General features: G+C 31.9%; 12 protein-coding genes and 1 other annotated feature (1 of these 13 only partly in view). Of the genes, 2 read left to right on the top strand and 10 right to left on the bottom strand.

Annotated features, from left to right (window positions below):
* Positions 1-98: 98 nt before the first annotated feature.
* From ACJDUG_RS13290 to ACJDUG_RS13270, 5 genes are all read right to left on the bottom strand, one after another.
* Entirely contained in the window at positions 99-575 is a 477-nt protein-coding gene (locus ACJDUG_RS13290) for a 2-thiouracil desulfurase family protein (RefSeq protein WP_406770363.1), read from the bottom strand.
* Positions 572-2,932, bottom strand: a complete 2,361-nt coding sequence (locus ACJDUG_RS13285; RefSeq protein ID WP_406770362.1) for an endonuclease MutS2 — start codon at positions 2,930-2,932, stop codon at positions 572-574. Before ACJDUG_RS13285 ends, ACJDUG_RS13290 begins: the two co-directional genes overlap by 4 nt.
* Before the next feature lies 1 nt (position 2,933).
* Positions 2,934-5,285 (bottom strand): U32 family peptidase, encoded by a 2,352-nt coding sequence (locus ACJDUG_RS13280; RefSeq protein WP_406770361.1) that lies wholly within the window; start codon positions 5,283-5,285, stop codon positions 2,934-2,936.
* Positions 5,286-5,437: 152 nt separating this feature from the next.
* A complete protein-coding gene (locus ACJDUG_RS13275; protein WP_406770360.1) occupies positions 5,438-6,427 on the bottom strand; it encodes a glycosyltransferase family 4 protein in 990 nt (329 codons plus the stop codon).
* A 196-nt stretch (positions 6,428-6,623) separates the two neighbouring features.
* Positions 6,624-6,893, bottom strand: a complete 270-nt coding sequence (locus tag ACJDUG_RS13270) for a hypothetical protein (RefSeq protein ID WP_406770359.1) — start codon at positions 6,891-6,893, stop codon at positions 6,624-6,626.
* Between the two features lie 221 nt (positions 6,894-7,114).
* On the opposite strand from ACJDUG_RS13270, the gene ACJDUG_RS13265 reads away from it, so the two are divergent.
* Both ACJDUG_RS13265 and ACJDUG_RS13260 read left to right on the top strand, forming a co-directional pair.
* On the top strand, positions 7,115-7,618 hold the full coding sequence (locus ACJDUG_RS13265; RefSeq protein WP_406770358.1) for an SPOCS domain-containing protein: 504 nt from the start codon (positions 7,115-7,117) through the stop codon (positions 7,616-7,618).
* Between the two features lie 106 nt (positions 7,619-7,724).
* Entirely contained in the window at positions 7,725-8,198 is a 474-nt protein-coding gene (locus tag ACJDUG_RS13260) for a hypothetical protein (protein ID WP_406770357.1), read from the top strand.
* 166 nt (positions 8,199-8,364) lie between these two features.
* On the opposite strand, the gene ACJDUG_RS13255 is transcribed toward ACJDUG_RS13260, so the two are convergent.
* From ACJDUG_RS13255 to pheS, 5 genes are all read right to left on the bottom strand, one after another.
* A complete protein-coding gene (locus ACJDUG_RS13255; RefSeq protein ID WP_406770356.1) occupies positions 8,365-9,345 on the bottom strand; it encodes a CsxC family protein in 981 nt (326 codons plus the stop codon).
* A 134-nt stretch (positions 9,346-9,479) separates the two neighbouring features.
* Positions 9,480-10,217: a CsxC family protein gene (locus tag ACJDUG_RS13250; protein ID WP_406770355.1), complete on the bottom strand. Its 738-nt coding sequence runs from the start codon at positions 10,215-10,217 to the stop codon at positions 9,480-9,482.
* Positions 10,218-10,479: 262 nt separating this feature from the next.
* Entirely contained in the window at positions 10,480-11,073 is a 594-nt protein-coding gene (locus ACJDUG_RS13245; RefSeq protein WP_406770354.1) for a cell division protein ZapA, read from the bottom strand.
* 169 nt (positions 11,074-11,242) lie between these two features.
* Positions 11,243-13,624, bottom strand: a complete 2,382-nt coding sequence (pheT, locus tag ACJDUG_RS13240) for a phenylalanine--tRNA ligase subunit beta (RefSeq protein ID WP_406770353.1) — start codon at positions 13,622-13,624, stop codon at positions 11,243-11,245.
* Positions 13,625-13,643: 19 nt separating this feature from the next.
* Positions 13,644-14,663, bottom strand: a complete 1,020-nt coding sequence (gene pheS / locus ACJDUG_RS13235) for a phenylalanine--tRNA ligase subunit alpha (protein WP_406770352.1) — start codon at positions 14,661-14,663, stop codon at positions 13,644-13,646.
* A 46-nt stretch (positions 14,664-14,709) separates the two neighbouring features.
* Positions 14,710-14,756 (bottom strand) — a binding site (T-box leader); it runs 167 nt beyond the window's last position.

Genomic DNA, 14,756 nt, shown 5'->3' with positions numbered 1-14,756 from the left:
GGAGACCAAAATAGACAAATAGTACTTAAATACTGAATTTATGAAAAAATAAACCGCAAAGAAGAAAATTTATGATCTCCTTTCCGGCTTTATTGCTTTTAGAGTCCTAAGTCCTCAAATAGCTTATCATCATCTATATCATTTTCAGTATAAATTTTAATTCCATTTCTTTTTAAAAGTTCTGCTGTTACACCATTTCCTTCTATAAGCTTCTTTGAGAAAGTTCCGCCGTAAATTTTTCTAAAGCCGCAGGAAGGACTATTTGCTTTTAGTATTGCTGAAGTGACACCAAATTCTAAGGCAACTTTTAAAGTTTCTTCTGCACCCTTTATGAAGTAACTAGTTCCATCAATTCCATCTTTAGATATTACTTTAGCATTACCATCAAGCACAGTTCCCCCATTACCGTCAGAAATTTCATGTGGAGGTCTTGGTGTACCTAAGCCTCCTAATTGTTCTGGACATACAGCTATTGCCTTCCCTGCTTTTAATAGATCCTTAACCTTTTCGTTTGAATTATTTTCACCATCATATCTTGTATTCATACCACATAAACATGCGCTTACTAATATCATTTTAATTCCACCATAGTAACACCTGTACCGCCTTCGCCATAATTTCCAAGTCTATAGCTCTTTACATGAGGATGTCTCTTAAACATATCGTTTATAGCCTGCCTTAGTACTCCAGTGCCCTTTCCATGAACTATTGTAACTTCCTTTAAACCAGCTCTATAGGCATCATCTAAATACATATCAGTATTATAAGTTGCCTCTTCAGAATCAAGACCTCTCAAATCCAAGGAGGAGGCAACTGACTTTAGATTTAAGCTTACTTCTCTCTTTTTAATTTCTCTTTTTTCTTCCTTAGAAAGTTTTGATGCTCTTAAGTCCTTTAATTTAACACTAATTTTCATTATGCCTGCTTGAACCTGTACCTCGCCTTTGTTGTCAGGTTTAGTAAGTACAACAACCTTTTGATTGAGAGATGGTAAAAAAACCTCCTGTCCTTCTTTTACCGAAATTAGTTCTTCACCTTCTTCATTTTGAGAAGAATTAAGATCATTTTCTACCTTTTCTGCCCTTTCCCTTAATCTTCTTCTTTCCTCTTCAAGCTTTTGTCTTGCTTCAGAGGAATAGCCTAACTTTTCAAGTTCTCTCATATTTTTAAGAATTGCGTCAGCTTCTTCCTTTGCCTCTTTTACAACTCTCTTTGCCTCTCTTTGAGCATTTATAACTGCATTTTCTCTTGTTTTTTGAAAATTAAACAGCTTCTCCTCGTATTTATCCTTAAGCTTTTCCGCTTCAAGCTTTAAGCCCTCTGCCTTCCTTGCGTCGCTTTCTGCTTTAATACTCTTCTCCTGAAGACTTTGTATAAGCTCTTCAAATTTAAGAGTATCTGTAGAAATTTTTTCTCTTGCATCATTGATAATATAATCAGGCAACCCTAGTCTTTTAGATATTTCAAAGGCATTTGATTTTCCAGGAACACCAATAAGCAGTCTATAAGTGGGTCTTAGGGTCTCCACATCAAATTCTACAGAGGCATTTTCTACATCTGTGGTTTTTAAGGCATAGCCCTTTAATTCGCTATAATGTGTAGTTGCAACTATCCTTGTTCCTCTTCTCCTTAGGTTTTCTAATATTGATATTGCAAGTGCTGCACCTTCTGTAGGGTCTGTTCCAGCTCCTAGTTCATCAAACAGGGCAAGAGATTTATTGTCAGCTTCTCCTATTATGCTAACGATATTGGTCATATGAGATGAAAAGGTTGAAAGACTTTGTTCAATAGACTGTTCATCTCCTATATCCGCAAATACCTCATTAAAGAAACTAACGGTGGAATTCTCTCTAGAAGGAATCATAATACCGCTTAAAGCCATTAGCTCAAGCAGCCCAACTGTTTTTAAAGTAACAGTTTTACCTCCGGTGTTTGGTCCAGTTACTACTAATGATGTAAATTCTCTGCCTAAATATATACTTATAGGTATAACTTTTTCAGCAGCAATTAGAGGATGTCTAGCCTCAATAACATCTATTACTCCATTATCATTTACTGATGGACAAGTGCAGTTATATTCACTTGCAAAACTAGCCTTCGCAAATATAAAATCTAGTTCCCAAATAATATTAGCGTTATTTTTTATTGTTACAATGCTGTCATAAACCTTTTCTGAAAGTTCAGCTAATATTCTTTCTACTTCAGCTTTTTCCTTAAGCATAAGTTCTTTTATTTCATTATTTATATTAACTAGACTCATTGGCTCAATAAATAGTGTAGAACCTGTAGAACTTTGATCATGTACAAGGCCAGGTACTGAACCCTTATGCTCTGACTTTACTGGAAGAACATATCGCTCACCTCGTATAGTATAAAGATTATCTTGAAGATACTTGGAATTAGTCCTTATAAGTGAATTAATTTTGTCCTTTATAGAGGCATTTTTATCTTTAAGAGCTCTTCTAATATTATAAAGAGTTGTACTTGCTTTATCAGATATTTCTTCCTCGGATACAATAGCAAATAAAATCTCATCTTCTAGCTTTTTAATTGGGATTAAGCCCTGGCAGATGTCTTCAATTACTCTGAAACTTTCTTCCTCTTCTCTTCTAGCAACGTATTCCTTAAATCTCCTTGCGCATCTTAACATATTAGCTATTTTGAGTAGCTGTCCCGGCATTAAGACAGATCCCTTTCCAGCCCTGCTAATTCCATCTCTTATATCATAAAGCCCTTCAAATGGAGGTCTTCCCTTTTTCATAAAAAGCTCTAAGGCCTCGCGGGTTTCCTCAAGATGTTCTCGTACCTCATATAAATTATCATATGGCTTTAAGTTGTCTAATATATCCTTTGCTGCTGCTGTTTGTGTATATTTCTTGATTATTTCTATAATTTTATAGAATTCCAGCACTTTCAATGCTTTATTATTCAAATTACTCAACTCCCCTTTTGTAATGACCCCTTGTAAAGTTTACATATTCTACCGTCCATTTTTCAGCTTTTACCGCCTGTAAAACTTTTAAGGTTTCCTCGTAGTTCTCATCAATGAAGTCCATTCTTAAGAATGCAGCTCCATTTGCTTTAAGTTCCTTGATATATGGAATTAAGTTAGTGGCAACATTATTATAAATATGACTCCTGCAAAATTTATCTGTTTTTAAAACAAATTCTGTATTTTTTCTATCCTTTAAAACGTAATCTCCTGTTTCACAACATTCCTTGCAGCTTACCCCTTCACTTTTACCCCCAAAATTACTTCCTATAGGACAATACTCACTTACCATTAATTCTTCTTTTCCAAAAATTTTAATTTGAATTGGTATAGATGCCTTGTTTAACAAAGCTTCAATTTCTTTTTTGTTTAGCTCTATACTCAAGGCCGTTCCAGTTATATAATTTTCAAAAAACTTAAGTGAAAATTCATTAAATATATTTAATTTATAATCACCTAGTATCGTGGTCTTATGAGCAAAGCTATTAATAATTCCTAAATTCCCTGTAATAATCCCCTTAATTTCAGGAAGATAGCTTTCAATAGTTTTGTATATATAATCAAATTCACCTTTAATAATATTAGGCACCTTTAAATATAGGTTTTCTATATTCAGCTTTTTTACCTCTTCAAAATTTACCGGTCTCTGTTTCTGAAAAATGTCAACTGCTAATGCACTATTTATTTCACTGTCCTTAAAGGCTTTAAGCTGCTCATAACTATAAATTACAGTTAAATTCTCTGGTATGTCTTTATTTGACTTATTTGATTTTGGATATTCTAATTTCAAATGAGTGCTTCTAACCTGGCTTGATTTTATATAAGCTTCTATTTGATCTGTGAGTCCACGTCTCGCAGCATTTATTTCTGAAATAGGTATAAAGCCATCTTCAAAGTGCTCAAAGTCTATACCTTTAAACTTAAAAGGTGTCTCCCCGCTTTTACTAAGATTATCTATAAGTTTTTCTTTATCTAAAGGCTTCTTTTGCGCAGCTTGAACTTTTTCTCCAATTTGAACAAATTCATTATTATTATATATTGTTTTTATTTTAAAGGATTCACCAATTTTAAAGTTAACCTTTAATGGCACAATAATTTTTCTATTGAATTTGTTATTATAAGAGCCTTCCAATTCCTTTAGTAAGGAAACATCAGAGGTCTTATATAAAATATCTCCTGTTTTATAGTTTACAGGCATTATCTTAACATAATCCCCAGAGTTTGCTTCCTGCACCTCTTTCCCGTCTTTAAAAATTTTTAAAGTAGTAAAACCATCATTACCAATTCTTATACCATCGCCTTTTACTAAAGCTTCATTAAGCTCCACTAAAGCTCCTTTTACCGCTTTACCAAGCATAATCCCGGTATTTTTGGGAAAGTTATAAGCCATCATGTCCTTCCCAGTATTTCCAAAGAAATAGGCCTTTGAAAAACCTTCTCTATTAAATAGCTTTAAAAGCTTCTTTTTCTCCTCTGCAAAGTCAAACTCCTTACCCTCATATACACCATCTATAGCTCTTCTATATATATCCACTACCCCAGCTACATATTCAGGTCTTTTCATTCTTCCTTCTATTTTTAATGAAGAAGTACCGCTTTCTATTACCTTTTCTATATCCTCGAGGGTACACATATCCTTAGGGCTTAATAAATAAGCTGATTTTTCTCTTTGTGTAGCTTTGTTAATTAGAGTATATGGAAGTCTGCAGGGTTGGGCACATCTTCCCCTATTGCCGCTTCTTCCACCTATTATGCTGCTCATTAGACACTGCCCTGAATAGCATATGCACAAGGCACCATGAATGAAAATTTCTGTATCTAACTTTAAATCCTTTGAAATATGGCCTATTTCCCCAAGAGAAAGTTCTCTAGATAGTACAATCCTATTAAAACCTAAACTTTTTAAAAATAGAGCACCTTCTCCATTATGAACTGTCATTTGGGTAGAGGCGTGAATCTCAAAATCCGGAAAATTGGTTTTAACTAAGTATGCAAGCCCAGTATCTTGAATTATTAATGCATCAACACCAATTTTATATAAAAAGTTTGTATATTCTAAAGCTTCCTTTATTTCATTTTCTTTTAAAAGTGTATTTATTGTAATATATATTTTAACACCATATAGATGAGAGTAGTTTACTGCATTAATCATATTCTCATCATCAAAATTAGAGGCATAGGCTCTAGCAGAAAACTTGTTTCCGCCTAAATAAACTGCATTTGCACCACTTTGTACTGCTGCATATAAACTTTCAAAGCTTCCTGCCGGAGCAAGTAGTTCAACTTTTTTCATAATCATCTCTCCTAAAATGTCCTAACCCTTATTATACAATAGATTACAAATTTTAAAAGAAATATTTTTAAATCTTATTTTAGCTTTTAATAATTTAAATAAATAAAAATAAAAGAAGGATTAAGAATAAATCCTAATCCTTATTAAAAACCTCATAATAAAAGACTCTCATAGCTTAGATATAATTCTTCAGCATATTTATTCCAATTATAATTCTCTAAAACATAATTCTTAAGTTCATTATTTTTTCTTTTATTAAGACTTTTTTCTAAGGCAGTAATTATAGTTCCCTCATCATAGGGATTAATATACTCTGCCATATCCTTAAAATATTCTCTTGCACTTCCCTCAATGGTTGAAACTATATTACAGCCACTAGCTGCTGCCTCAAGAGAAGATAGTCCTGGGGTTTCGCAAAAGCCTGGCAGAACATGCAGCTTTGAAAATCTATAGGCATTATAAATATTATATCTATCCATAAAGCCAAGATAGGTTACATTTTTGTAAGAAATACATTCACTAAAATATGAACTATCATTAATGTTTCCAATTAGCACCAAGTTAACTCCTAATTTACTGCAGGCTTTGGCTAAAACAAGCTGATTTTTTTGTGGTGTTATCCTTGCAATGCAAAGTGCATAATTACTTAAATTATATCTATCTTTTAAATTATATAGCGGAGTTTCCTCATGTTCAATTTCAGCTCCATGGTAAAGAATGTTACAGGACAAATTTACATTAAAATCCTGAGCTAATAGGCTCTTTTCTAATTGACTATTTGGATATATTAGCTTGCAGCCTTTAAGAATTTCCTCTCTATAGGGTTTACATTTATCCCATAGTTTTATGTTTTCAGTATTATTCATGAAACTATAATATTTATTCAGGTTCCAATATATAGGAGTAATAACAATATTTTTCTTTTGCCTATGTGCCTGCTTATAATATTTATAAGTTTCTCCCATTCTTGTAAGATTAAAAAGATGCACAATATCATAATTAGAATAGTCAGAAATATCTCCATCATTTATGTCAACTTCGGCACCTAGTTTTCTTAAATATTTTAGAGTCATCAGCATTACTTTGGAATCCCCTGCAAAACTTTTTATATAGTCTCCTCGAATGCAAAGTAAAACCTTCATTGTAAATTCATCCTCCTTAATCTCAATGTCTATCTCCTTTAAAATATAACTATGCTAAAATTATATATAATATCACGTTTTTATTTTTTTAAATAAAATAACTATTATTTATATGTATATAGCCATAGAAACATAAAATAATAAATCAAATGAAAACAAAAGACGTGTATAATTCGAAAAGATTAAGGGTTCAATATTATTTTATTGAACCCCTTTTACTTATTGTTTTTTGTTTTTTTACATCCTTGCAATCCTTATCTTCTTCCTGTTCTGTAATATTATCTTTGCACTGAGATATATCAATAAAAACTTCTTGAAATGGATGTCCAGTCAATATTGCTTCACATTCTTGAGATTCATCAACCATTATAACAAATCTGTTTTCCCCTTTTTTTTGACCTTCACAAAAGCAGTTATTATTCTGATTGATATCCTCGTCAAATGATACATGTTCAAAATTCTTCATTTTCAATCACCTAACCTGTTATTTTATCTTCCAAAATAATGCTTACAATAACATATATATGATTATCTTATTAATTTGTGCATTACACAGTACAGCTAATAATAAAAAATTTATAGCAGCAATGTTACCTAATATAGAAAGTTTGAATATAATACTATAGAAACTGCTTTGTTTTTTAAAAATAATATATGGATATATATTCTAAAATCGGAGGGAAAGCTATGGAAAGCCTCATAAAGAATAAAGATGACTCTTTTACCGTACCAAGATGCACCTCTAATAATAAATTTCTGAAACCAAGAGTAAGACATTGCTGTGATGTATTAATTGATTTTAGAACTTGCCTTACTCCACCGCCTGAGGATTTTAAAGATTTAAAAGTTATGTCAAAGCTGTATGTAAAAATTGAAAAAGTATGCTGTGGAAAGGTACTTATAGGGGGAACTCTCCATAAAACTATAAAATGGGATAAGGCTGAGGATGCAATTTTTTGTTCTGAAGATAAATTAATTGTACACAAAGATATCCCTTTTAGCTGTTTTATTGACTTTGACTGTGCAGAAGAAACAGATATTTTTGAAATTGTAGGTTCCGAAATCATATGTGAATTTTCAGAATTGCTTAGATTTAAGGAAGGTCCCAATGGAAAAGCCATTTTTAATGAGAAGGATATTGTAATAATTGCGATACAGAGGAAAAATGGAAAACAACCATTTAACAAGTAACATTTTATTTTAAGCACCATATATTACTACTAAATAAGGCCTAATATATCAAATATATTTACCTAGGAAGTTATAATGACACTATAAAAAAATGGGGGAAAATAATATGGAAGTGAAGATTACACCATGTAAGGCATGTCCAACTTCTGAACTGGAGAATCAAAGATTTTGCGGAGAAGTTGTAATTGAAGATGAAATCTGCTTTGTACCTGGAATAACTTATTCCGATATAGCTTCAGTTGTAATTCTAAAACCAGACCTTAAAAATTTTAAAGTAGAGCTTGTATGCTGCAGTGTTATTGTAGTATGTGGTATGCTCACGAAAAAAGTTACTCTAAAATCAGGTAAAATTATAACACAAGACATTGTTTTCCAAGCAAACATTCCGGCTGAAATTGATTTTCCTGAGGAAATTAATCCAGCAGAATGGAGAGTTTCAGGTGTTGAAGTTTGCGCTGGCTGCTTTAGGCTTTTATGTGCTTCTGCTCATGGTACCTTCCACAAATTAAGAGAAAAGGATATCATATTGATTCAAGTTTCAAGCACAGAACCTTCAGAAATAGTTAAAGCACCATGGTAGAAATCTCACCCAAAAATTAATCCTTAGGCATATCTAATGATATTCATATATAAGTTTTTAAGGGGCAGTTATTTTAACCGCCCCTTAATAGCGCCTCTTGCTAATTAAGAGTTAGCTTTATATTAATCATTTAATTAAAAAGGCCATTTAATATATATTTGCAGCTTTAAAAGGTATCATTTTTAATATTTATTTGCTGCTCTTGTATCAATTTTAGTGTAAGCTTTACAACTAATTTTTCATTTAACATATTAAACTGCCTCTTATCTTCTAAATTGCTATTATTATTATCATCTGCAATATATAATTCATTAATTTCATTTCTGATTAACTTACAATATATTTTATCATTAAATTCCTCCCTGCTTATTTGTGTCTTTTCATTTATTTCATTTCCAGTGCTATCTTCTCTTAAAGTTTCAATTTCAATCTGAGTATTGTCATAATTAATTATAGGTAGTGTAAAATATGTTACTACTGTTGTGCACTTAAATGGAATTTCAACTGCAACATGTCTTATATCGTTATTATCTTCAGCTTCAGATTTGATAGCTGAATACTCTATGTTCTCTCTTATTTTGCCGCTTAAAAATAATTTACTTACATCTGTAAGCAACTTACACTCTTGTAAAATTACTCTTTTATTTATTCTTTTGATGTCAAGGGCAGGAAAGTCTAATTCAATTTCAGCTTCAGTGGAAAATTCAATTTCAAACTGGGATATTAATACCGGAACTGCAATTACAAGTTGATTATTTTCACAATTGGGCTTTATTAATTTATTTGGATATTCTGGAATAACTTCTGAGCTAATAAGGTTACCTTTGTCTATAATATCATTTGTAGCTGTAACACTAGAGAGTCTATCCAATTCCTCTAAGTCCTTATACACAATGCTATAATCCGTATTACCCTCTGAATTATTAAGATCTACAGAAGATTTTGTATTAACGCTGTCATTAAATAAATTACCGCTGTCTTCTGAATTAAAAGGAACATCATTATTAGCTGCAGCTCCACGTCTATTTTTATGCAGTTCCTCCTGGACAAAAAATATAGGCCTTTTACTAAAAGTAGTTAGAATAAGAAGTAATATTATTAACATATTAGGATCTAAATCAGAGCTTCGTCTAATATGTTTGCTCAATATAAATTCCCTCCTGAATTAATTATTGTTCTTCTTAATTAAAAATCTGCTTTATATTTATTATATGTACACCTTTGAATAACTGTCACAAAAAAAGAACCAGGACTTTATAAAAGCCTGGTAACTTGGCAATATTAAAAATCAAATGGACTGAATTTCTCTTTCTTATCCTCGCATATTTCCTGGTTCTGAAGCAGCTTTATGGTTAAGCAGATTACTTCTTTTTCTATAAAATTCTGAAATAAAAACTCACCTGGAAAACATTCTGTTTTTTCATGTTCTTCCTCAATATCTGCCTCATGAATAACAGCACTTACTAGTTTGCAAAATACCTTTTCATTAAAAATTTCCCCGCTTATTAAATCCTTTTCTCTAGTATCACAACCGCAAATTTCTTTATTTAAATAGGTAATCTCTTGTGTTTGAGGATTAACCTTAAATTCTGGTGTTCTCATATTCTTTAACTCAGCAGTGCAGCGAAATGGTACGTGAACAGTTGTATGCTTTATTGCTCCACAAACACCTGAGTTGCTTACAGAATCCATAGTAGCATATTCTATATTTTTTCTAACAAAGCCTTTAATAAAAACCTTATTAGTTTTCCCTACTAGTCTGCATTCAGTCAAAAAAACATTCTTTTTAATCCTTTTAATTTCAATAGCTGGTTCAGCTAGCTTAATCTTTGATTCAACATCAACTTGAACCTTAAACTCGGCAATTACAAATGAAGTTTCAAATTTTGCAGGAAGCTCCCTTAACATATCAGTACAGTTAGTTAGTACAGAATTTTCTAGTAGTTTTCCATCACATTCTTCCTTATTACCCTTATTTTCTAATTCATGCTTCGATTGGTTATTTTCATTTTTGTTCATTTACAAACCTCCTTGTATTCCTAATATGTACTCAACAATTATCAATTATTGAGCCCCTAATATTTCTTTTTTGTAATCATTAATTATTAATCACTGAGCCTCTCGTATTTCTTTTATGTATTACATTAGTTATGATATACAGTATATGTTTTAGTAGAAATAATGAGCTATTAAGAAATAAAAAAACAACTGCAATATGCAGCTGCAATTCATCATACAAAGATTACTTTCTAAATTATTTTAATGTTTTTATGTTTCTTAATTAATCAGAAGATACAGCTGGGAACCTTGTTTTCTTAACCTTTGTAAGTTCTATCCCTTTTTCAATTAATTTGTTTTGTAGATCTATAGTTTTATATTTATAGGATTGAAGTTGAAACTTTAATTCCTTATTTTCTAACTTAAGAGAATTTCTTTCATTTAAATAATTTTTTGCATTTTCTTCTGTTATACTAAGCTCTTTGTTTAACTTCTCAATTACTCTTTGCTTTTCCTTTAAAAAATCTTCATTATCCATATTTTTCAGTTTTGACTGAAGTTCTGCATTATAATCTTCTAAATATTTTAATTGCTTTCTAAGTGCCTCTAATTCTTCTGCTTTACTTTTAACAGCTGCATTAAGCTTCTTTTTTTCTTCTTCAACCTCGCTATAGGCCTGATCACATTTTAACATATCATCAACAGAGTTCAATGCAGTAAGAACTGCCGCAGAAGATAAACTAAGCTTTGGATTACTGCTTAATATATGTTTTAACTTCTTGTCCACTTGTCTTGCAACCTTATGCAAATACTCTTCATTTTCTTCCCCTCTTAAATTGTATTCCATACCATTTATATTAACGGTAATCACATTCATGGATTCACCTTCTTAATTTTTCATTTAATTATGTATATTTTAGCATACTTTTTTTAAGTAGAAAACATCTATTTAACTAATTTATCCATAAAAATATGAATTGTTAATTAAATTTAAAAGCTTATTTATAAAAAAACTTCCAGATTAATAACCTGGAAGTTTCTTTTCATTATCTAAGTTCTGCACCTAATTGATGTTCAAGTGATCGAATTATTTTATCATGTGTTTTATTTACTTCTACATCTGTAAGTGTTTTATTTTCCGCTCTATAGCTTAAGGCATATGCAACGCTTTTCTTTCCCTCAGGTATTTGGCTTCCTTTGTAAACATCAAATAACTTAATGCTATCAAGTAAATTTGAGCCCTGCTTTCTTATAATATCCTCTATCTGCTGTACTAGTATGCTGTCTTCAACAAGCACAGCCAGATCTCTAGTTACCGCTGGATACTTTGGCAAGGAAGTATATTTAATTACATTACTTGAGAGTTTAACAAGCAAATCTAGATTTAGTACTGCCACATAAGTGTTTTCATCAATACCATAATTATCGCATACATCAGGATGAACTTCTCCTATAATTCCTAGATTTTCTTTTTTACTATAAACTGAAGCAGTTTTTCCAGGATGGAAGCTTTCATTACTGCTTTCTCTATTAAATGAAACGTTTGTAATTCCTACAGTACTAAAAACATTTTCTACTATTCCCTTTAAATCAAAATAATCAACTTTGCCATACATTCCTATAGTAATGATATTTGTTTCCTCAGGAAGCTTTGAAGCATCTTCATTTGGCAAATAAATTTTCCCAATTTCAAATAATTTAGCCGCTTCATTGCTTCTGCTATAATTTCTTGCTAAAGCTTCCATCATAGTTGGAAGAGACGTTGTTCTCATTATGCTAAAATCTTCACCTAAAGGATTTTTAATAGTTACGGCCTTTCTCAATTCAGAATCCACAGGTATTAATACTTTATCAAATACCTTTGGACTTACAAATGAATAGCTTATTGCTTGATTTAAACCGCTGGCCGTTAAGCTTTCTATAATCTTATCCTCTAGCTTTTGCTTTTTATTTTTTCCACCATTAAGTGAAGCACTGCTCATAATTGTTGTTGGAATATTATCATAGCCATATATTCTAGCAACTTCCTCAGCAACATCTTCTTTTATATTTATATCTCCTCTAAAGGTAGGAACAGTTATAATAAGGTTTTCTTCCTTTAATTCTGTTATAAGCTCTAGTCTATCTAGGTATTCTTTCATATTTTCTGCAGTTATTTCAGTTCCTAGGAACTTGTTTACCCAATTTGCACTAACTTGTAGCTGTTTTTCTTCTAAAAGCTTTGGATAAATATCTATAGTTCCTTCCATAACATGACCAGCATTTAACTCTTCTACTAAGCTGCATGCTCTGTTAATAGCAAGCTCAGCAAGATTAGGATCCAAATCCTTCTCGAATTTAGAGGATGCCTCTGTCCTTAGACCTAAATTTTGAGAACTTACTCTTATATTAGTTCCATCGAAGGTTGCACTTTCAAATACAATTTCTGTTGTATCATCCTTAACCTCTGAATTAAGTCCTCCCATAATACCTGCAAGGCCTATAGTCTTATTACCATCTTTAATATTAAGTACATTAGCATTAAGAGCTCTTTCTATTCCATCAAGGGTTACAAACTCTTCATTTTCATCTGCCCTTTCAACTATAATACTATTTGATGTAATTTCTCTTCTATCAAAGGCATGCATTGGCTGTCCCAGCTCAATCATAACAAAATTTGTAATATCTACTATATTATTTATAGGTCTTACCCCTGCCTCTATAAGCCTTTCCTGCATCCAAGCCGGAGAAGGTTCTATTTTAATATCTTTTACTCCTCTAGCCATATATCTTCTGCATAATTCAGTATCTTTAACTTCTACCTTAATGCTGTCATTAATATTATTACTACAGCTGGCTTTAAAGTTAGTTTCTGGCATATTATATTTAAGCCCTAAAGTGGCTGCAGTTTCCCTTGCCATTCCTACAATACTAAAGCAGTCAGCTCTATTGGAAGTTATTTCAAAATCAATAACTGCATTATCTAATCCAAGAACTTCCTTAATATCCTTACCTATTGGTGTATCCTTAGGAAGTATCATAAGCCCATGAACCTGCTCTTCTCCTGCTATGCCAAGTTCCTCTTCGGAACACATCATACCATTTGAGACAATACCTCTTAATTTACCTCTTTTAATTTTCATTCCACCTGGAAGTGATGAACCATGAAGTGCAACAGGAACTATGTCACCTACCTTCATATTATCTGCTCCAGTAACTATTTGAAGTTCTTCCCCTACAGCAACATCTAATTGACAGATTACTAATTTTTCAGCATCTGGATGAGGTTCAATCTTTAAAAGCTTACCAGTAACTACATTCTGTATTTCATCTCCTGAAGTAATTACCTCTTCTACATTAGAACCTGAAAGAGTAAGTCTATCAGCTAACTCCTTAGGTGATATATTTACATTTACATAATCTTTTAGCCATTTATATGGTACCTTCATAATTATATAGCCTCCTAATTTAAAATTGTTTTAAAAATCTAACGTCACTTTCATAAAGAAGTCTTATATCTTCTATTCCATATTTCAGCATTACCATTCTATCTATTCCAAAACCAAATGCAAAACCACTGTAAACCTCTGGATCAATACCGCAATTCTTAAGTACCTGCGGATGTACCATGCCGCACCCTAGTAATTCAATCCAGCCGCTTCCTTTACAAAGCTTACAGCCTTCCCCACCGCACATAAAGCAAGTGGCATCCATTTCTGCAGAAGGTTCTGTAAATGGGAAATGATGAGGTCTAAATTTTGTAACTACCTTATCACCAAACATCTTCTTAGCAAATAAATCAAGAGTTCCTTTTAGATCTGCAAAAGTAATACCCTTATCTACAACTAATCCTTCCATCTGATAGAAAATTGGCGAATGTGAGGCATCTACTGCATCAGAACGATAAACTTTTCCTGGAGCAATAACCTTTATCGGTGGCTTTTGCTTTTCCATAGCTCTTATTTGCATTGGTGAAGTTTGAGTTCTTAAAACTATATTATCATTTATATAAAATGTATCCTGTTCTCCTCTTGCAGGATGGTTTTTAGGAATATTAAGTGCTTCAAAGTTATAATAGTCAAGCTCAACCTCTGGCCCTTCAATTACTGAAAAGCCCATGGATAAGAATATATCCTGAATTCCATCAATTGTTTGAACAAGTGGATGCTTTTTCCCAAGCTCTTGTTTTCGTCCTGGCATTGAAATATCAATAACCTCTCTTTGAAGCTTAAGTTCCTTTTCCTTATTTTTAATACTTTGTGAAGTCTCTTCTATAAAGCTTTCAAGAGTCTCCTTCACATCGTTAACCATTTTACCTATTATTGGTCTTTCTTCTTGAGAAAGCCCACCCATACCTCTCAGTATTTGAGTAAGTTCTCCCTTTTTTCCTAGATATTTAACTCGAATATTTTCAATTTCAACCTTACTGGCTGCTTCTTTTAATTCCTTTAGACCATTTTGCATAATAGCTTCAAGTTTTTCTTTCATAATCATTATCTCCTTTCAAATTTTGTACATAAAAAATCCGTCCCAAAAAAGGGACGGATATATTCCGCGTTACCACCCTAATTGACAATAAAT

Origin of the sequence: Candidatus Clostridium stratigraminis, assembly GCF_045310675.1 — a bacterium.
GTDB lineage: Bacteria > Bacillota > Clostridia > Clostridiales > Clostridiaceae > Clostridium_AT > Clostridium_AT stratigraminis.
The sequence above is the reverse complement of the archived record's forward strand: the minus strand, read 5'-3'. Positions and strand labels throughout refer to the sequence as shown.

What these genes read in the sequence shown, in the direction of transcription:
- ACJDUG_RS13290 (WP_406770363.1), bottom strand. Translation starts at nt 575, where the DNA reads ATGATATTAGTAAGCGCATGTTTATGTGGTATGAATACAAGATATGAT.
- ACJDUG_RS13280 (WP_406770361.1), bottom strand. Translation starts at nt 5,285, where the DNA reads ATGAAAAAAGTTGAACTACTTGCTCCGGCAGGAAGCTTTGAAAGTTTA.
- ACJDUG_RS13275 (WP_406770360.1), bottom strand. Translation starts at nt 6,427, where the DNA reads ATGAAGGTTTTACTTTGCATTCGAGGAGACTATATAAAAAGTTTTGCA.
- ACJDUG_RS13270 (WP_406770359.1), bottom strand. Translation starts at nt 6,893, where the DNA reads ATGAAGAATTTTGAACATGTATCATTTGACGAGGATATCAATCAGAAT.
- ACJDUG_RS13265 (WP_406770358.1), top strand. Translation starts at nt 7,115, where the DNA reads ATGGAAAGCCTCATAAAGAATAAAGATGACTCTTTTACCGTACCAAGA.
- ACJDUG_RS13260 (WP_406770357.1), top strand. Translation starts at nt 7,725, where the DNA reads ATGGAAGTGAAGATTACACCATGTAAGGCATGTCCAACTTCTGAACTG.
- ACJDUG_RS13250 (WP_406770355.1), bottom strand. Translation starts at nt 10,217, where the DNA reads ATGAACAAAAATGAAAATAACCAATCGAAGCATGAATTAGAAAATAAG.
- ACJDUG_RS13245 (WP_406770354.1), bottom strand. Translation starts at nt 11,073, where the DNA reads ATGAATGTGATTACCGTTAATATAAATGGTATGGAATACAATTTAAGA.
- pheT (WP_406770353.1), bottom strand. Translation starts at nt 13,624, where the DNA reads ATGAAGGTACCATATAAATGGCTAAAAGATTATGTAAATGTAAATATA.
- pheS (WP_406770352.1), bottom strand. Translation starts at nt 14,663, where the DNA reads ATGAAAGAAAAACTTGAAGCTATTATGCAAAATGGTCTAAAGGAATTA.